At 51.6% G+C, this 19228-nt stretch carries 17 protein-coding genes and 1 pseudogene; 5 read left to right on the forward strand and 13 right to left on the reverse strand.

Features of this window, described 5'->3' with window-relative positions; all coding sequences use genetic code 11:
- Positions 1-142 precede the first annotated feature (142 nt).
- Positions 143-1591 carry a DUF6880 family protein gene (locus tag HB779_RS07020; protein ID WP_188345035.1) on the forward strand — a complete coding sequence of 483 codons (1449 nt, stop codon included), beginning with the start codon at positions 143-145 and terminating at the stop codon, positions 1589-1591.
- Positions 1592-2023: 432 nt separating this feature from the next.
- Here the strand turns inward: HB779_RS07020 and HB779_RS07025 are convergent, their stop codons facing one another.
- A complete protein-coding gene (locus HB779_RS07025) occupies positions 2024-3052 on the reverse strand; it encodes a hypothetical protein (protein ID WP_188345036.1) in 1029 nt (342 codons plus the stop codon).
- Between the two features lie 1373 nt (positions 3053-4425).
- On the opposite strand from HB779_RS07025, the pseudogene HB779_RS07030 reads away from it, so the two are divergent.
- Positions 4426-5586: pseudogene (locus HB779_RS07030) on the forward strand (IS3 family transposase).
- Positions 5587-5791: 205 nt separating this feature from the next.
- On the opposite strand, the gene HB779_RS07035 reads toward HB779_RS07030, so the two are convergent.
- The 9 genes from HB779_RS07035 to HB779_RS07075 form a co-directional block, all read right to left on the reverse strand.
- Positions 5792-6778, reverse strand: a complete 987-nt coding sequence (locus HB779_RS07035; RefSeq protein WP_188345037.1) for a site-specific integrase — start codon at positions 6776-6778, stop codon at positions 5792-5794.
- A gap of 299 nt (positions 6779-7077) precedes the next feature.
- Positions 7078-7269, reverse strand: coding sequence for a hypothetical protein (locus tag HB779_RS07040; protein ID WP_188345038.1), 192 nt, complete (start codon positions 7267-7269; stop codon positions 7078-7080).
- Positions 7270-7734: 465 nt separating this feature from the next.
- Positions 7735-8094, reverse strand: a complete 360-nt coding sequence (locus tag HB779_RS07045) for a nuclear transport factor 2 family protein (protein WP_188345039.1) — start codon at positions 8092-8094, stop codon at positions 7735-7737.
- A 172-nt stretch (positions 8095-8266) separates the two neighbouring features.
- A complete protein-coding gene (locus HB779_RS07050; protein ID WP_371823891.1) occupies positions 8267-9382 on the reverse strand; it encodes an epoxide hydrolase family protein in 1116 nt (371 codons plus the stop codon).
- 123 nt (positions 9383-9505) lie between these two features.
- Entirely contained in the window at positions 9506-9871 is a 366-nt protein-coding gene (locus tag HB779_RS07055; RefSeq protein WP_188345040.1) for a response regulator, read from the reverse strand.
- Entirely contained in the window at positions 9864-10919 is a 1056-nt protein-coding gene (locus HB779_RS07060; protein WP_188345041.1) for an HWE histidine kinase domain-containing protein, read from the reverse strand. The genes HB779_RS07055 and HB779_RS07060 overlap by 8 nt, the downstream gene beginning before the upstream one ends.
- Positions 10920-10925: 6 nt before the next feature.
- Positions 10926-11195 (reverse strand): hypothetical protein, encoded by a 270-nt coding sequence (locus tag HB779_RS07065; protein ID WP_188345042.1) that lies wholly within the window; start codon positions 11193-11195, stop codon positions 10926-10928.
- 516 nt (positions 11196-11711) lie between these two features.
- Positions 11712-12578, reverse strand: a complete 867-nt coding sequence (locus HB779_RS07070; protein ID WP_188345043.1) for an alpha/beta fold hydrolase — start codon at positions 12576-12578, stop codon at positions 11712-11714.
- Positions 12579-12720: 142 nt separating this feature from the next.
- A complete protein-coding gene (locus HB779_RS07075; protein ID WP_188345044.1) occupies positions 12721-13011 on the reverse strand; it encodes a DUF1236 domain-containing protein in 291 nt (96 codons plus the stop codon).
- Positions 13012-13511: 500 nt separating this feature from the next.
- Between HB779_RS07075 and HB779_RS07080 the strand changes: the two genes are divergently transcribed.
- Positions 13512-14105, forward strand: a complete 594-nt coding sequence (locus tag HB779_RS07080) for a hypothetical protein (protein WP_188345045.1) — start codon at positions 13512-13514, stop codon at positions 14103-14105.
- Between the two features lie 5 nt (positions 14106-14110).
- Positions 14111-15187, forward strand: a complete 1077-nt coding sequence (locus tag HB779_RS07085) for an XRE family transcriptional regulator (RefSeq protein WP_188345046.1) — start codon at positions 14111-14113, stop codon at positions 15185-15187.
- Between the two features lie 117 nt (positions 15188-15304).
- Here HB779_RS07085 and HB779_RS07090 read toward each other — a convergent pair whose 3' ends face one another.
- On the reverse strand, positions 15305-15523 hold the full coding sequence (locus HB779_RS07090) for a hypothetical protein (RefSeq protein WP_188345047.1): 219 nt from the start codon (positions 15521-15523) through the stop codon (positions 15305-15307).
- Between the two features lie 243 nt (positions 15524-15766).
- Here HB779_RS07090 and HB779_RS07095 point away from each other — a divergent pair, with 243 nt between their 5' ends.
- A complete protein-coding gene (locus HB779_RS07095) occupies positions 15767-15991 on the forward strand; it encodes a DUF768 domain-containing protein (RefSeq protein ID WP_188345048.1) in 225 nt (74 codons plus the stop codon).
- A gap of 334 nt (positions 15992-16325) precedes the next feature.
- Here the strand turns inward: HB779_RS07095 and HB779_RS07100 are convergent, their stop codons facing one another.
- Complete coding sequence (locus HB779_RS07100; RefSeq protein WP_188346038.1) at positions 16326-16571, reverse strand: hypothetical protein; 246 nt, start codon at positions 16569-16571, stop codon at positions 16326-16328.
- 243 nt (positions 16572-16814) lie between these two features.
- Positions 16815-19202 carry an EAL domain-containing protein gene (locus HB779_RS07105; protein WP_188345049.1) on the reverse strand — a complete coding sequence of 796 codons (2388 nt, stop codon included), beginning with the start codon at positions 19200-19202 and terminating at the stop codon, positions 16815-16817.
- Positions 19203-19228: the final 26 nt, after the last annotated feature.

Raw genomic sequence — 19228 nt, forward strand, 5'->3', positions numbered from 1 at the left:
TGCGTTATTGACTCGAGGATGGCCGCTGGCGGGCTCCGTCATGCCTGTGCTAGGAAATCAGGATGCTTTCCAGTGACCAGCTTTGCCGCTGTGACACTGTTGGAATTACACATTCGTAATTCCATTAGGCCGGGAAATTCGCATGGCATCGAAGACGACACTGAACGCAAAGAACTTGGAAGCTCTCGGAGCCGAACGTCTCGCGGAGCTTTTGATTGAAATAAGCGCCGGCAGCGCTGCCCACAAGCGGAGGTTGCGTCAAGAACTTGCAGGATCCCAGAGCACTACAGATCTTGCTCGTGAAGTGCGCAAGCGGCTTTCCTCCATTCAACGTGCGCGCACTTTCATAAACTGGCGCAAGGTGAAGGCAATTAAGGTTGATCTGGAAACCCAACGTTCTTTAATTGCAAATACTATTACACTGGGGAACCCGACTGAGGCCATGGAACTGATTTGGCAATTTCTCGGACTTGCCGATTCGATATTTGAGCGTTCGGATGACGGCAGCGGCACCCTCATTGAAAGTTTCCATAAGGCCTGCGCCGATGTCGGAAGAATAGCCAAGTCCGCATCTGCAAACGGCCCTGATCTTGCCGGGAAGGTTTTTGGTGCCCTCAAGAACAACGGATATGGCCAATATGATCATCTAATAAAAGAAACGTCTCCGGCTCTAGGTGAAACTGGACTCAAGCATCTTGCTGAACTGTTCAAAAATTGGATGCAGGAGCCTGAGCATAAACCTGCTGATAGAGATCGTGCCGTGATGGGCTGGAGCACCAATGGTGCGGTTTATGAAGACGAGATCTATGCAGATCGCCGAGACATTACTGCACGTGTAGCGCTTCGGGACATTGCTGATGCACAGGATGACGTCGATGCCTATATAGCTCAGCAGCCAGAAAACGCACGACAATCTCCGAGGGTCGCTGCGGAAATTGCTGCGCGGTTGCTCAGCGCTGATCGTGCGGATGAAGCACTTACCACTCTCGATCAAGTCGAAATCAAAGGGCGGCTTGAAGTTCCCTTTGAATGGCAGCAAGTGCGGGTTGACGCCCTTGAAGCGCTAGGACGAGCAGAGGAAGCTCAAAACTATCGTTGGCAATGTTTCGAGCAGACATTAAATGAAGCGTTTCTGCGTTCCTTCATTAAACGACTTCCGGATTTTGATGACATTGAGGCCGAGGAAAAAGCTTTTGCCTTTGCACATACATTTCCGGACGTTCACAACGCATTAGCCTTTTTTGTGCGGTGGCCAGCTCTGGGAGAGGCTGCCAAGCTCGTCGTGAAACGTCGTAAAGAGTTTGATGGCGACTACTATCAGCTGTTGTCGCCTGTAGCTGACGAACTGCAAGGTATGCATCCATTAGCTGCAACTCTAATCCTTCGCTCAATGATCGACTTCACGCTTGGCTCTGCACGTTCAGGCAGATACAAACACGCCGCTCGGCATTTGGTTGAATGCGGTTCGCTTTCAACGCAAATTGATAGCTTCGGTGAACTGCCATCCCATGAAGATTACGCTGCACAACTTCGACGCGCACATGGCAAAAAACATGGATTTTGGACCCGTGTGCATCAGCTGTCTGGGTAGTTGGTGGAGGGGCTGAGCGAAGTTGCTATAGGATAGTGCGGAATTGACTCGAGGATAGTCGCTGAGGCGATCCTTTGTCTAGATTGTGTTTCTATGCGGGCAGATTGAATTGCTCGCCAGTGACTCGCTATGACGTTTTGTGTTTTCGGCGGCAGAGAGGCGTTTTATGAGCCGGATTTCGAACTCCATCTGGGCCGGGATAGGGAGCCCAATTTACCCTTCGTCTAGAACCCAGATTTTTGTGCCGCAGCGCATCGTGTTCCCCTGACGTGCGACGAAGGGGCGGAGCCCCTGAGATCGGCCGGAGGGTCTTCATATTGGTGAAATGTCACGCTCCCCAATTCTCTTACTTATTCTATAAATACTTAAATGCAGAATTATGAGATATATAGGAGAGCGTGACAGACTTTCTCAACAGGCAAACACTTCCGGCTAAAGGGTCGCTCCTCCGGCATGTAGATTGAATGTTCCGGACGGTTTTATTCCGGTAACCTTTGCAAGCGCCCGTTTGTTGGACTGACGCTTTCTTGCAAGAGATCTTTCTATCTCGCCGACAGGATCGTCAGTGCCGTATTTCTCTTTAATCTGACTCAGCACATAACCTCCCAACCTCTTGCAACTTTCCGCAGCCGGGCATGACGAGCAGATAACACTTTGCATATCGCGCACCCACGGTGCGGCAAAACAACTCTGCCAGAGATCGACTTGGTCGGGAGCGACGTAAGGGTCTGCCAGTATAGGTCGGTGCTTGTTTTCTGCATGCAGACTACGGACGGCATTTTCGAAAGCGTATGCGCCATACACTTCTGAGAACAGTTCGATTGGCATCTGACGTTTGATGAGAGATCGATCTTCGATGACGTTGCGCAGCGGGCGAACAGATTTTTTAGTAAGTTCAATAATCTTGGATCGAAACAGATCCTGGGCCACCAAGCCGCGATAGGCCTCGATCCGATATTGCGGAAGTGCATTAGGACGAAGCGAGCCACCACTCAGGGCGCCTGTCATGAACTCTGCTAGTGTTGCCTTCCAGGCTATTTCCGTCTTCTTGTTCCAAAACAATTGGTTGGGTCTAGGAAGGCGGCGGCGTTTTTTCCGCATGGCGAAATCAAAACAGAACTGTAGATATATGTCATATGGAAGACCGACAGTATCTGCGTTTTGTCGCGCTACCCACATTTGCGTAAATTCGCTTGATCGCTCTCGCATAGCCACTGAGTCGATTCCGCGGGCCTTAGCAGCTTCATTGATATCACGGTGAGTTTTCACCGCTGACTTGAATGCATGCCGGTATGCAATGATGAAGACTTTAGTAGCCTCATACGGAGATAGAAACTGATAGTCGGACCATTTGGTTATCATGAGGTCGAGTTCGCGGCTAAGAATCTTCTTATTTAAGCGCGCTGCAGGATCCATCAGCGAAGTGAGTCGCTTCTCTACTTTCAGCTTATCAATAGACATAGGTTCTCCTTCTGGCCTTTTGGCCAGTTAAATTGACGACGATGGGAATGAAGGCAGTGAGCCCTTGTGGCATTATATTGAGAAATCGCCGGATTCTCGGTCAGTGTTAAAAAATACCTGTTGGACAATGCGTCCAGGAGGGCCGCTTCCGCACAGAATACACAGTCATCCGGGGATTTATTGTTTTTGGTGATCCTAAATTATGAATGCCAGGACTAAGCGGCTGTTGTTCGAATGGGTCAGGAACTCAATCTCCGTAAGAAATCGTTGACGAGTAGAAGAAAGTTCGACTTCCGATATCAATGCACGGCACCCTAAGCGTAGAGGTGTCTACGTAAAATGGCGTCTAAGGAAAGTGGCGATTTTCGCCATTGTCTAGCAGGCAGCTTTAAGTGGTGATGCATTAAGTTTGCTGTGTAAGCTCGCGATGACACGTGGCACGAGCGCGCATTTTCGTTGGTAAGCCAGCTTCTTGTAAGGTTCAGGCGCGTTGAAAATAGAGGAAGTAGACAGTTTGGCCCGAGATCAGAAATACCTATTCGGCCTTACCTGGTAAGGGATTTTGCGACCGCGTAATTAAACCCGCTGAATTGAGGATCTGTCTGACTAGAACTCTTTAAATAACACCGCTCTATGCCGGGTAGGCATAATTATTGTTTCCTTCTGCGTTCCACGAACCCCCTGTGTCAATGTAAACCAGAATAGGGAAAAAGCGCGTTTTTACGATTTGATGTAAACATTACGACAACCACAGGTAAACATTGTTCCTATTTGAACATGGTGACTTTACAAGAATGTTTACATCTCGAGCCATTTAGGGCCCGATCTTGCCCCACATGTCGTCATATCGTTACGCTAAGTTTACATCCCACAGCCCATAAGTTGACATCGACCTCTGCATTTTATCGGTATGGGTGCTCCGAAAATGAATTATATCAGGCAACAGGACCCATCCCCATCACTTTCAGACGGGGATACCTAGGACATCACTTTACCCAGCTGACTATTTACAGGTAGCGTTCAAGAGCAGTTCGTTAATCGGCATATACATACCAGCAAGAGCACTCGCAAAAAGGCGGCCGTCCCGGAAATAGATCGATGCTCGATACGAAGTGACATCGGTCTTAAATAGGGACGCGCCTATAGAGTCGATGCTGCCGCAGATGACGCCCGGTTGGTTCCCATTAGGCATTTTCACATGCTCAAGGTTAAAGCGTTTGTTTTTATAGTCTAGTATCGCTGATCGAGAAGCAGCCTCATTGATTGCGATTTGAATGTCGAGAAGATTGGGCGTTTGCGCACACGCCTGGCCTGCCCCCTTGAAAGTGGTCCTTTATGAAGTATGGCTTTTGAGCCGATAAAGGATATTGAGAATGCCAAGCAAACGACACAAGCCCGAAGAGATTGTCATGAAACTGCGTCAGGTAGATGTTCTAAGTTCGCAGGGGGAAGTCGATGGCAGAAGCCATTCGATCGATAGGTGTGACGGAAGTAACATATTACCGGTGGCGGGCCGAATACGGCGGCTTGAAGGGTGATCAGGTCAAGCGGCTGAAAGAACTGGAAGCGGAGAATGCGCGTCTTCGGCGGGCTGTTTCGGATCTGACGCTGGACAAGATGATCCTTGCTGAGGCCGCAAAGGGAAACTTTTAAGCCCCGCACGCCGCCGTGCCTGTGTGGAGCATGTGGTTGAGGAATTTGACGTGTCCGAACGACGGGCATGCCGGGTTCTTGGCCAGCATCGATCCACACAGCGCAAGCTCTTGAAAACACCGGACGATGAAGCGGCACTGACCGCCGACATCATTGCACTTGCTCTCCAATATGGCCGCTACGGATATCGCCGCATCACAGCGATGCTGCATCGTGCGGGTTGGGTGGTGAATGTGAAACGGGTTGAGCGGATATGGCGGCGTGAGGGGCTCAAAGTTCCACACAGACAACCCAAGCGCACACGTTTATGGCTGAATGAGAGTTCGTGCATCCGGCTTCGACCGGAATACCCCAACCATGTCTGGTCCTATGACTTTGTTGAGGCTCGCACGCACAATGGAAGGAAAATCCGTATGCTCAATGTGATCGACGAATTCACACGGGAATGTATTGCCATCAGGGTGGACAGAAAGTTGAAGGCGACGGATGTCATCGACGTTCTGTCTGATCTGTTTATCCTGCGCGGCATTCCTGGTCACATCCGGTCCGACAATGGCCCTGAATTCATCGCCAAGGCCTTGAGAGAGTGGATTGCTGCCGTCGGTGCCAAAACCGCCTACATCATGCCGGGTAGTCCATGGGAGAACGGCTATTGTGAGAGTTTCAATTCAAAGCTTCGGGATGAACTGCTCAACGGAGAAATCTTCTACACACTTAAGGAGGCACAAATCGTCATCGAGAATTGGCGACGGCATTACAATACTATCCGACCCCACTCATCCTTGGGTTACAGATCACCTGCTCCCGTGGCTATTGTCTGGCCGTCTCAAAATGGGCCAGCCTCAACGCCAGTGATGGCAATCAGACCAAGTCTGCACTAACATTAAACCCGGATCGCCTCATGGGGGCAGGCCACGCCGTTCCCGATATCAATGCGACCGCTGCATATAGACTACCAGCGGCGAACATGTGTTTCAGCAGCAGGCGCTTCGGACGGTGCATAATCTTAGGCATGTGAATTCTCCAATGCAGTTCATTCACTACTGCATAGGATGGAGCCCAAGCGGTGTCGGCAACTATCGGCAATTATCCCAATCGATCGACCAGATCGACAGCACGCAGATGAGAGTAGCGTTGCAGCATGCGAAGCTCTTTATGACCGGAGATCGTTGCCGTTTCGATGACGTTGAAACCACGCTCAAGGAGCCGCGTCACAGCTTCATGACGGAGATCGTGAAAGTGAAGGTTGTGGGATCCAGCGCGTCCTCTAAGATGCCCCCACGCTTGCCCTGCTGAGCTCTTTGAAATTGGGAGCACCAGATCACCCGTGCGCTCATCGGCGAGGCTTTGAAGCGTTTCTATCGCACGTGTGGAAAGGGGAACATCGCGGCTCTCGCCATTCTTCGTCATGTCGAGATGTGCGATACGGCGTTCCAGATCGATGTCGGTCCACGACAGTGACAACAACTCGCCCTGGCGCATAGCTGTTTCGAGCGCGAGGATTATCAGTGAGCGCATATAGGGGTTACGACCTGCGTCAGCAGCATCCAGCAGCTTTTGCTCTTCACCGACTTCCAGGCGGCGATCCCGAGGACGTGAAGGTGCTGGTCGCCTAATCATCCGGCAAGGGTTTTGTGGCAAATGCACGCCCCACTCTTTACGGGCAATATCAATCGCATGTCCGAGGACATTGAGTTCCTTCAGCACCGTTGAGCCCGAAACCACTTTCAATCGCTCATCTCGATAGACCGCAATATCTGTGGGGCTGAGGATCGCGAGCGTCCGAAAGCAAATCGTCCGCCTCAACATTGCACCAATGCGGATTGACTCTGTTTGAGCGCTCCGCTTTGCGGAAGTGATCTCCACCCGATAGCGCGAGAGGAGGGCATGGACTGTCATCTGCTCTGCGAGCCGCGTGTCCGGCATGGACCCGCAACGGTCCAATTCTGCTTCCAGACTACGAGCCCACTTCTCGGCCTCACCTTTGCTGTCAAAGCTTTTGGCGCGCGGCTGCATGCCTTTACGTCTGACCTGACCTTGCCAGCGCCCTCTGAGTTTGCGGATTGTTGCCATAGAGGAACTCCTGAAATCGTGCCTCTATCGCGTAGGACGCCCCCCGCACCCCGCCAAGGGTGCCTGTGAAAATATTTGGGATAGACGCCATTATGCTTTCATGTCGTCATAAGGCAGTGTTTGCCGGTGCGAAACGTCGAACTCGATCCAGTGTGACGGATTTGTGCCGTAACTGCCCAAATGACGATTTGCGGGCAATGTGACCGTTTCACTTCTCAATGAAATCAAAGGATTACGCTGCACGACACTCTGAGAGAGTGCTGGCTTAGAAAGGCAGCTCTGTGTGGTGATTGTGCCGTTCATATGGAAACAGCAAGCAAAGACGTCACAGCCGCTGCACCGATCACGGCGATCTGTGCAAATTTTTCGGCGACAGCCCGCTGACCTTCGTTCCGTCGTGTATCTCCGAAAACGACAATGCACGTTGCCGCCAAGCCACTAGCTGCTGTTAGGACAACGGTGGCCAGAAAGACGATGTGTAAGGGAACCATTTGAACCTCCAATTTCTGTTGGAGGTATTATCGCTCAGGTTTGGAGCAGGTGGATAACTTGGGACAATTTTCTGCAAGATCGATATAGTTCAAAGGGTTGAAAGGGAAGGGTGGGGGATATCTCACCACGCTCCGCATGCCATGCGCCAGCAGCGGTCGTCGTGCCGCTCTGGGAAGGAAGCCACATTGCATTAGAGTCTTTGTGTTCTGGACTTCCAATCAATCAGCCTTTGACGCTGTTGCGTGCGTCGCTGACTTTTGCGATATTAACAACCAGTAAATCATGGCGCGACTCGGACATTCAGAGAGAAAAACCATGGCTATAGCGCCAGAGGATCAATAGCGGCATTTTATGATGCCTCCCTTCGATTTCTTGCGGCCTGGCTCAATCTCAAAATGCTTTTGTGATCGGCCGACGTGGATGCGAAATGCAAAATACAGAGCTCTTGGGACACCACTCGAGTGCTAAAACTGTCCGCCAGGGCTTTCACGTGGAATATTCCAGCCCCAATACACGTCAATTTTCGTGACTTGCCCATCCTTCACGACAAGAAACTCAGTGTTGCGGAAACGTCTTCCATCTTTTGTGCTGGCTTCATACGTGACAAATGCGTCACCGCCTCTAATGAATACGCTCGTCAGGTCGTGAGAGACGAAATTCTCGCTGTTCGGCCAGCACTTCTCGAAGAACGTCTGCCGATCGATGCTATCATCCACTGGGCTGGTGAATCGAAAATCCGAACTGATCAGCTTCTCGATTGTTTTTCGGTCCTTGTCCGCCCAGGTCTTGAAATAAGCGCGGACGATGTTTTCCATGTCTTGCATTATACCCTCCATGTTTATTAAGTTTCCCACCGGCCTGTCGAGTTGATTAGCGCAGAGTTCGAAAGCAGTTTCGAAGCTCGGTTGCAAACAGGTCGGGCTGCTCAAAAGCCGCGAAATGGCCACCCCGCTCGGGTTCGTTCCAGTAAATGAGGTTAGGATAGAGCCGCTCTGCTCAAACCCGGGGAGGCTGAACTATTTCATGCGGAAAAATGCTGCACCCGACTGGTAGATCGACAATGCCCAGATTGCCTTTCATTCCGAGCGCACGCTGCTCGAAATACAATCGCGCCGAAGACGCGCCGGAATTCGTGAGCCAATAAAGGGTTATGTCATCCAGCATTTCGTCGCGTGTAAGTGCGTCTTCGGGGTCGCCTCGATTGTCGGTGTGAGCCTGAAAGATTTCATACATCCAAGCCGCCAGTCCGGCGCGAGAGTCTGCAAGCGCGTAGCCGATAGTCTGTGGTCGCGTGGACTGCTCGTTGAAGAAGCCTGTCTCTTCCTCCTGAAAGTGTTTCAGTGCCTCGACCGCGCGCTGTTCGACCGGCGACAATGTTGTCGGCATCGGACTTGGGACAACTTGGGGCATGTTGAGGTGGATCGCGAGAAGCCCGGCAGCATGCTGCTGAGCCATCGCCGTGGTAACAAACGCGCCCCAGTCGCCGCCTTGCGCAACGTAACGGTGATAGTCTAGCCGTCGCATGAGTTCCGCCCAGGCTCTTGCGGTGCGTGGCGCATTCCAACCACGCTCCCTCGGCTTCGCCGAGAATCCGAAACCTGGAAGCGATGGCAAGATAACGTGGAACGCATCGTCGACCTTGCCACCGAAATCTGTCGGCCTGGTCAATCGTTCAGCAAGCTTCAGGAACTCGAGAACCGAGCCCGGCCATCCATGCGTGATGATGATCGGCATGGCATTTTCGTGAGGCGAGCGGATGTGAAGAAAGTGAATTTGTAAGCCGTCGATCTCCGTTCGATATTGGTCCAAACGGTTCAACGTTGCCTCGCATCGGCGCCAATCATAGCCTGTTCGCCAGTATTCGAGGAGCGAAAGAAGCTTTTCCAGCGGCACGCCTTGCGACCAGTCAGTGACAGTCTCGCGCTCCGGCAAGCGAGTCCGGTTCAGTCTATCTCGAAGATCATCGAGATCCCCCTGTGGTGCGCGATACGAAAACCGGTCGATTACCGGAGGCATCTGCCCAAGGGCAGCACCCACAGGCACAAACGTCAGCGCGGCTATAGCCGCCGCTGATCCGAGCACCGTCCGACGATTGAGGGCATGTTCGAACATATCGGTCTCCCAGACATCCATGGCTTTGGATGGCTACGAGAACAACCGCCATCCACGCGGTTAGTTCCGTTGTAGGTTCAACACTAAGAGCTCCACCGATACTTCGCCCTCACGAGGCCGGTGTCAGGCCCGCAGCAGCTGCGTCAACGCAGTTGTCAGTTCGTTGAACAGAAAGGGCTTTCTGATGACGGCGTGGTGCGCATAACCGTCCCAAATATCGCTGGAACTGTTTCCCGTTGAGAAGACAAAAGGCACTCCGCGAATGACAAGAGCATCCGCCACGTGCTGACTTTTTTGGCCGTTCAAATTCATGTCCAGCATGGCGGCGTCAAAGTTTTGGCCGTCAATCAATTTCATGGCCTGTTCGTTCGTAGCAGCCGTGGTTACAGACTTGCATCCAAGCTCAGAAAGCATGTCTTCAATCATCATGAGGATGAGCATTTCATCCTCAACGACCAGAAGCCGGCGATCAGAAAGCAATCTATCCATTTGGATCGACGCTTGGTGCAGGAAAGTTCATGGTGCAGAGCAGGCCCTCTGTGGGATACTCAAGGCGAACCGTGCCTCCTACCTCATGGGCCAACCCTGTTTCGATCATGCGCGAGCCAAATCCACGGCGTAATGGCTGGGCGACGACAGGTCCGTTCTTCTCCTGCCACTTCAAATGCAGTCGGCGACCGTCCAATGCCTCTTTGATCTCCCAGCCAATCGATACCGAGCCTGTTTCGTTGGAAAATGCGCCATACTTCACGGCATTTGTTGCCAGTTCATGGACTGCAATGCTGAGTGCCAAAGCGATTTTCGGTGAGAACAGAACGTTACCACCTTTTATTATAATTCGCTCTGCCCGACCTCCCGTTATTCCGAACGGTTCCAAGGCATCCGTGATCACATCAAATAGGCCTGTGTCCTTCCAGTTCTGTCGCGTCAAAAGGTTGTGCGAGCGAGACAAGGCCTGCAGCCGTGACTCGATTGCTTCCTGGATGGTTTTGGAATCAGAATCCATTCGCAGCGCTTGCCAAACAATCGACTGAACGGTCGAAAGCGTGTTCTTGACACGGTGATTAAGCTCCTCGATGAGCTTTTTGGAATTGGCCAGTTCTTCCTTGTGTTTCGTAAGATCGACGAACGACGCAAAATGCTGGACAATCTTGCCTGCCTCATCCGTGACGGGACTGATAAATATTGCGGCCCAAAATTCACTTCCGTCTTTGCGACGATAGAGAATTTCAGAGTCATGATCGGAATGTTTTGCAAAGTTGGCTCTTATATCGGCCATAGCAGCAGCGTCCGAGACATGCGCCAGCAGGAAATTGAAATTCTGACCGAGCACTTCTTCCCGTCCATATCCTGTCAGATCTAAAAAACTGTCATTGGCAAAGACAATAGGATGATCGGGCTCCTTGGCATCTGTAAACACCATTGCCATTCGCGTTGTCTCGGCGGCAACTACGAACGGTCCGAGATCCTCACTGAAACTCTCGACTTCGGCTTCGGCGTCTTTTTGCTCTGCGCTTTTCTTAGCAATCTTCGGCACGTTGCCTCAACCCGTTTGACGGGTGAGCGTCGTGGTGCTCAATCGAGAGGCGGTAGTTTCGAAATTTCTTTCGCTGCGAACAGCCCGCTCAGCTATCTGATCGATGCTGAGCATCTTTAGGTTGAATAGTTCAATGACCTTTCTGCCAAGACGGTCTGCATGGGCATCGGTTTTAGATGAGCGTCCAAGAATACTCGATGCAAGGTCGTGTGCAGCCTGCATTACGCGCCAATCATCATCGGTGTATTGAACGAATTCGTGGTATCGAGTTTTCATGCTTTTATCCCTTGATCGGGCGAAAGCACTATGGCGTCTTCCAAGCGCCAGGAGCCTAAAAAGTTTCAGCCCGGCGACAGGGTTATTGTAGGCTTCCTACCAGCAGTAGCAATCGAACTTGTAACCCCCTGTTATTACGTCACAAGTTGATAGTGCAGGATCGAGGCTGCTCTAGAAATCTGACTCTTGACTCGCGCGTGTTCTAACAAAACGACAAATTAGGCCTTATGCAAAAAGTATTTGGGCCAATCCATACACATGGACCAGCCCAAAAATTACAACCTGAAACTTAGATTAAGGCGACTGATCAATACCAACGACCGCGGCCATACCAACCACCGCCGCCCAAGAAAAGAACGATTAAAACAATAACAAGAAGTGTGGTGATATCCATGTTGCTCTCCTAGAGCTATTCATGCTTCTCGCTGATTATCCAACGACGGAAACACTTCAATAGAAACAACGTCGCGCATGGGCTTATTGTTCCGTAAGCACGTTGGGCTTCATTTTAAGCGTTCAATTGCTCAAGAATTGTTTGAGTGCCTGGGCAAGTTCCTCGGGTGCTTCTTCAGCCATATGGTGTCCCGAATTTATTCCATACCCACGTAAGTCGGTTGTCCACGGTCTCCAAACCTTCAGAACATCACCGTATAGGTCTTCAAGATCATCCCTCAACGACCAAAGGACAAGAGTGGGACAGGTTATCTTCTTTCCACTCTGCCGGTCCTCGGCATCGTGTTCCCGGTCTATCCCCAAACCTGCCCGGTAATCCTCAATCATTCCGTGAACTGTTGCCGGATCATGGACTGCGCGGTGATAGTCCTCGTATGCCTCCAGCCCCATCATTTCCTTCTTGGCAGGAGTATTGCGATACCAGGCATCCGGATCGCCCAAGATTGCCCGCTCAGGCTTTTCAAGCTCGCCAAAGAAAAACCAATGCCACCAAGAACGGGCGAACTTTTCATTGCAGCGCTCCAGTGCTTCCAGAATCGGGACCGTATCTAGGACAGCAAGTTTCGTGATAACATTGGGATGGTCCATTGCAGCTCTGAATGCTGTGTAAGCGCCCCGGTCATGACCAGCGATAGCAAACGTCTCGTGACCGAGATGTCGCATTAATTCGATACAGTCTAGCGCTTTGGCGCGTTTTGACGAACCAGAGTGATCAGGGGTATCTGCGGGCTTTGAGGACATACCAAAACCCCGTAAATCCGGACAAACCACAGTAAAAGAGGATGAAAGCAATGGCGCAACCTTGTGCCATGTTGCATGAGTTCGTGGATGCCCGTGTAAGAGCATTACCGCTGGGCCAAAGCCCGCGTGCCGAACCCGCAATGTTGCGTTGCTCAATTCTATTGTTTCAAGTTTGAAGCCGTCGAACATGGATCTTTTTGCGAACTATTCTGTGTTTTAAAGATGGATCAGCACGTCGGTTCGCCCTGACCCATCCAAATTTTGGACAATTAATTTCCACGTTTACCCAAGCTACTGAGCTTTATGCTCCACGCCGTTTTATGGGATGTCTTCACTTTGACAGGTAAATGACTTTCCTATTCTCCAAAGAGACAATGACTGGTTGGCCATTTACATAGACGTAGCCATATTGAGGGCTATCAGGAATTGGCCTAAGTTCGACATCTTGCGGAATGACATAGCCTTGGGTCAGGTCGCCGTCGATAACGACAGGATCGGAGGGATTGGCGATTACATAATCGCGGGTTTGCTGCGGGACTTCCACGATCACTGCGTCCTGCGCAAATGCGACGCTCGAGCTTGTGATCATCAACGTTGCGGCCATTGCAAATAACTTTTTCATTGTCGTGCCTCTCTGTGGTTCCGGTAAGAACCCGGTGGATCAACAACAATAGCCACGCATTAAGGTTCCCATTGACCTATTTCCCTGCATAGAGCGGCAGAGGAAGTCGATAACTGATAATGGCGCGTCGAGGTTACAGTTCGGCATCAAGGAAAACAGGCAGTCGCCCCGTTCAGTAAGCGTTGGAAACTGGCGGCATATCGACTGTTTGGGGTCAGGCAGTGGCGCAAACGTGCCTTTCCGTAGGTTCACTCGCTCTCCGCGATCACAATACAATGAAAGCAAATGGAAAAATATAAGTTATTTCAAAGGCTTATCCGGATTCTGAGGGCAGGTCTCCCTATCCTTTCAATTGGCTCCGCACAAGAGAGCGCTGGCTTAATACGGCAGCGCTCTATCAGGCATCACAAGAGAAGGGCAGGAATCATAGAACTTGCATAATTTACCTTGATTTTGGTAAAAAGTCTGCCATCCTCCTTCCATCAGATTCGGAGTATAAAATGTCTATACCGACAGAGCATGCCGTCAAATCGATCATAGGTAGTTTTGAGCTTCGCATTCGTGAAATTCTCGAGGGAGCGTGGGAAGATTGGCTTTTAGAGCCAAACAAGAGCATCAAATCAGCTCGCACGCGCGCGTCGATTGTTTTTGATTTCATCAAGCATCGAGCTATTACGGAATTTGATGGCGACCCCCTCATTACGGCACTTCCTCGCGGCCAGACGATCCAGTTCTTACTTAAGGATGAGGTCCTAATCCGGTTCAAAAAGGCAAATGCGTCCGGCCTGGGTTCGAATATAGAGACTACCGCTGTTCTCCGCTTTGTGGATCCGCAGCTTATGATCCCCGATCTTTTGCCGGAAATTCTTCGAGTTGAGGTCTGCTATCATCTCGACGCCCTTGCCACAAAGATGGAAATACTGACGGTTGGAGCGCGGGACCGGAAGCGGCGGATCTGGGCTTACGAGGTAGCTCGTCCAGCCAACAGCGACGTCTTGTCATTCGAGCTAAAGCCCGCTACGTCGCCGTCATCGGGTGTCGAGATTCGACCACGCGCGAAGCCAGCAGCTTCTGAGGCAGATAAAGAAGAATAAAAAATATGCAGGCAAACGGAGCCATGCTGCGTATAGCGCGGCAGAATAAGGGATTCTTACAGATTGATGCGGGTAGAAGACTCGACATCGATCAATCGCTTTTGTCCAGAATCGAAAACGGAATGGTTGAAGCTCGCGAAGATTTTCTTGCAAGAGCTGCACAGGTTTATGAAGTGCCTCGGTCGTTCTTTTATTTAACGGATACGATTTATGGTGCACCTGTCAGTGTGCATCCGATGTGGCGAAAAAAAGCAGATGTATCGGCCCGGGAACTTGACGCAGTGGTTGCGGAGCTTAACATCCGTGCGATGCACGTCCGTCGCCTTCTTGAGGCAGTAGAGTTCGCCCATACCAGCGAACTTCCGCGGATGGACGTTGACGATTATGGCGACCCGGATCGCATAGCTAGTCTGTTGCGAGCGCACTGGAAAATGCCAAGCGGACCAGTCGCGAATCTTACGGACTTGGTTGAAAGTTCAGGCATACTGGTGGCCCATTCCACGCTAGGAGGAGCATCAATAAGCGGTGTAACGTTTGCACCTCCGGGTCTGCCACCACTCATTGTTCTCAACCAGGATCAGCCGGCTGACAGAATGCGTTTTACTCTCGCGCATGAACTGGGACATTTAGTAATGCATCGTTTCCCTTCCCCAGACATGGAGAATGAGGCGAACCAGTTTGCTTCAGCGTTTCTTATGCCCGAGCGCGATATTAGGCCCTACTTCCGTGGACGCAAAATAGACCTTGCACTTTTGGCTTCACTTAAACCTGAGTGGAAGGTAGCGATGCAGGCAATATTGATGCGAGCATCAAGTTTGAAGGAGCTTTCGCCCAACCAATCCCAATACCTATGGAAGCAGATCAGCGCGCGAAAACTTCGCCTGCGCGAACCACCGGAGTTAGATTTTCCGCGCGAAATGCCGACAGTTCTCAACCGTATTTTTGATATGCACTCCACGGGCCTCAACTATTCGGATGAGGAGCTGGCAAACTTGCTTCACGTTTGGCAGTCTCATCTAGATAGGTATTTCGGGCGTCAGACAAAGCCGGATGGCCGTCCGCGCTTATCAGTATTGAAATAGTTTCGCGCTCAGTTTCGATAAGATTCGTTGTCTGTTTTTTTGTGGCGGAGCCACTACTTTTTACCGCTGTCTTTATCCACGCTTCAGGCGCCGTAACGGCCTGTTCCATAATGGGGCTTATGCAACATCGTCGCTCACATTGTAGCGGTTGTCGAAGCCCGGGTCACTAATCGGCTTGTGAGAGTGGCGAATACGTGCCGCGCCCATGCCAGATACATGCCTTAATGACGAAAAAACCTTTGGGATCAAGGCTAAAAATCGTTCATTTTCAATGGCTTGGGCGGATTCGGAGGGCAGCGCTCTATCCAGCTGAGCTACGGGTGCATGGTGCTTCATGGAAAGCCTGCATGCGCGAAGCGGTTCTAACCGATGCGGCGCAAGGCTTCAATGGCGAATTTCGGATTTGGCGCGGTTATATGAAGGCAGAGGTAACAGGTTCCTCCCGGAAACTCTGACAGAGATATTGCTGATGCAGCTTTGATAGCCGCTGCTGTCGGCCAAGGCAGGAACGGAGAAATGGCGCTGGCGTCACAGGGGGTGTAGAAGGGATAGACCCAATTCAATCGTAAAGAGGATCTCATGAACACACTTGGACCGGCACTGGCGTTTGTAAAAACTTGGGTTGCCCAAAACATCCACCCCGATGCGGTTAACGATGTGGAAGAGAAGGGAGAGGCGCTTGCACAGGCGCTTCTTGCCGATGCAAAGGCGGCAGGTTTCGGTGAAGCGGAGATCAAAGAGGCGATTGATGATGATGTCGCCGACTATATGATCGAGGCTCTTGAACGGGTGGGTGGTTCGTAAGTCGGCCTCGGAAGCGAACGCCTGAGAAAGCGTCAAAACAAAAATGATGCCGATCAACGAATTCCGCTGATCAGCATCATTTCAGGTGAAGTACCGGTTATTACAGCGAATTACATCTTCTTTGCATGATGACGATGATGCTTCACATGATGGCGGTGGTGCTTCATATGGTGCTTCGCATGATGCTTGTGCATGGGTGCTGCAGATGCAGTTGTGCTGCTTGTGGCCAGAACTGGCGCAGAAAATGCCAAGGCAATTGCCAGGCCGAGTGCTGTATAGAGTGACTTCTTCATAATGTCGTTTCCTCTCAGATGGGGCAGTTAATATGCAGCCGTCAATTATTGGCGGGCTGCACACCGAGCACTTTCAATGCTTTTGCGAAGGTCCTGATGCCCTGTGCCTGCCTGTTGCTGGCACAAAACCGGATCGCCTTCTTTTGCAGTGATTTCGCTTTGGCCGCCCGGGGACCTTCAGCGTGCTCAATGATTGCTTGATGGACCTGTGTCTGGAAGCTGACGCACAATTCCTTGCGTGTCGGCGGCTTTTCTGCAGCCGATACTTCATTCACGCCGGTAGACAATATGACTCCGGCAAGAAGTATTGTTGTTATGTTCAAAATGTTTATCACCTGAACCTGCAAGAAAAGAGACATGTATTCCTTTGAGAACCAGGAATACGAAACTATTTTACTTGCTCTTTATCGCGCCGCATTGTTGCAACAACATTTCCGGTTCGTGGCGTTTTGTTTCTGGCATGTTTCTAAAGTATGACGATGAATATTGGGCGGCCGAGCGGCTTCTTCCGGGAGGCCGCTCCAAGTGCCTTATAGCGCGATCAGTTTTTTGTCTTCGACAGGAGCCCCGTCGCTGATCAGATGGCGGAAGTCTTCAATCGGGCCGGGCATACCAAGATAAAAGCCTTGCCCGGCGGCACAGGATTCACCCATCAGAAATTCCAGTTCATCCGGTGTTTCAATCCCTTCGGCCAGAACCGGCATTCCCAACCCGCGGCCAAGCCCGAGTACGGCTTTGACGATAGCGGCGGCCTGTTCGTTTTTATCGACTGACTTGATGAAGGACCGGTCGATTTTGATCATATCAAACGGAAAAGCCCGAACATTGGACAGGGATGAATAGCCGGTGCCGAAATCGTCCATGGCGATGCGAACCCCCAACGCCTTCAACTGGCGCAAAGTGGTCAATGCGCGGTTCGTATCTTTGATCAGGGATGTCTCGGTGATTTCCAGTTCGAGCCGGTTGGATGGCAGTCCCGTCTTCAGCAGGGCGCTGTGAACACGCTGCGGAAAGTCATGGCTGTAGAGCTGCACAGCGGAGACATTTACCGCAACCGACAAAGGCTTGTCCCAGCTTGCCGCTTCCCTGCAGGCCTCGTTCAGTGCCCATTCCCCGAGCTGGAGGATCACGCCGCTTTCTTCTGCTATCGGAATGAAAATGGTCGGTGAGATATCGCCCTGGCGTGGATTGTGCCAACGCATCAGTGCTTCGAAGCCGGTGACAGCACCCGTATCCATCCGCATTTGCGGCTGATAAACGAGGCGCAATTCGTTGCGCGGTAGCGCGTTACGCAAATCATGCTCGATCATGCGGCGTTCTCTGGCTTCGGCACCCATCTTCGCCTCGAAGAAGCGGTAGGTGTTACGGCCCTCGGCCTTGGCTTGATACAAGGCAGTATCGGCCTGATTGAGCAAGGTTTCCCGGTCATTGGCATCAACGGGGAAGATCGCGATACCAATACTGGTCGAGATCAGGAAGCCAATGGGTGAATTGAGGTTCTCCGATTGCAGGGCTTCGAGAATTTTATCGGCCAGGCGGCTTGCCGCTGTTGGTGTAACGAGCCCCGGTACGATAACGGCAAATTCGTCGCCGCCGAGCCGCGCCAGCATATCATCCATGCCGAGAAGTCGGCTGATCGCACCGGACACGCGCCGCAGGATGTCGTCGCCCGCAGCATGCCCGAAGAGATCATTGACCTCCTTGAAACGATCAAGATCAAGGCAGAACAGGGCAAGATAGGTCTCGCCATTGCTGTCGGTCGCGGCAATCAGCTGGTCGAGTCTTGCATTGAAATTACGCCGGTTGGGCAGGCCCGTCAGCGCATCGTGATGAGCGAGGTAATTGATGTGTGCTTCAGCCTCCTTGCGTGAGCGCAGATCGCGCACCGCCAAGGCCCGGTGCCATTTTCCATTGAAATCAATGGTATGTGCAATCAGTTCCACGGGGATGATTTCACCGTTACGATCCGTGATCTCTGTTTCAACCAATTCATTCTGATCGCTTAGCAGCTTTGAACGGAGGCGCGCATCGAGCAGAAATGTTGCAATCGACAGACCGGCGAGGTTCGAATCTTCGGCGCTTGTGAGGGTGCAGAAACTTTCGTTGGCGGTGACAATCGTTTCGCCATCGCAGATGACCAGCCCTTCCACAGCGGCGTTGACCAATTTGTACATCCGTTGCAGTTCGAACTTGTTTCGCTGATTGCGGCTATCGATTGTCAGCGCGATGGAACTGGCGACCAGGATGAGCGTACTGACCAGCGCCACAATGACGGCAAGGAAATTAGCAGGAATGGCACTTGCCGATACAGCGACGGAGGCATCCGGCATGATGGAAACAGCGCTCATGGCAACAAAGTGATGACCGCAGATCGCCAGTACCAATAGACCTGCAGCTGCGTGTCTTGTTTTGTCTTCGGCTTTGGATAATGCCAAACGCGTAGCAAAAGCTGCAAGAATAACACCAATACCGATGGCAGCTGCGAGGAAGGCCGGATCCCATGATATCCTGCCCTCGACTTCGAATGCTGCCATGCCGGTGAAATGCATCGCGGCGATGCCAGTCCCAATCAGCGCACCTCCGGCCAAATCGGCGTTGGGCCATTTGGCTGAAATGGCCAGACGTGCGCCAATACCGGTGAGCGCGATCGCGATCAGCAGCGACAGCACGGTCAAAGTGCCGTTATAGCCGCTCGGCAATCCGGGCGCGAAGGCCATCATGGCAATGAAATGTGTCGCCCAGATGCCAAATCCGCAGGAAGCCGCTGAAACGAACAGCCACACTGGCCGATGGATTGAGTTGCGAGCATGGCGAAGCAGATCAACCGCTGTCAGGCATGAAAAGATACAGATGGCGGCTGCAAGGAAAACAAGTCGAACATCGTGTTCATTGACGATACAATTGTATACTGTCAGCATGTTCTTGTTCCCTGTTCTGCATTTTC

Source organism: Phyllobacterium sp. 628, assembly GCF_014189505.1.
In the GTDB taxonomy this organism is placed as follows: domain Bacteria; phylum Pseudomonadota; class Alphaproteobacteria; order Rhizobiales; family Rhizobiaceae; genus Phyllobacterium.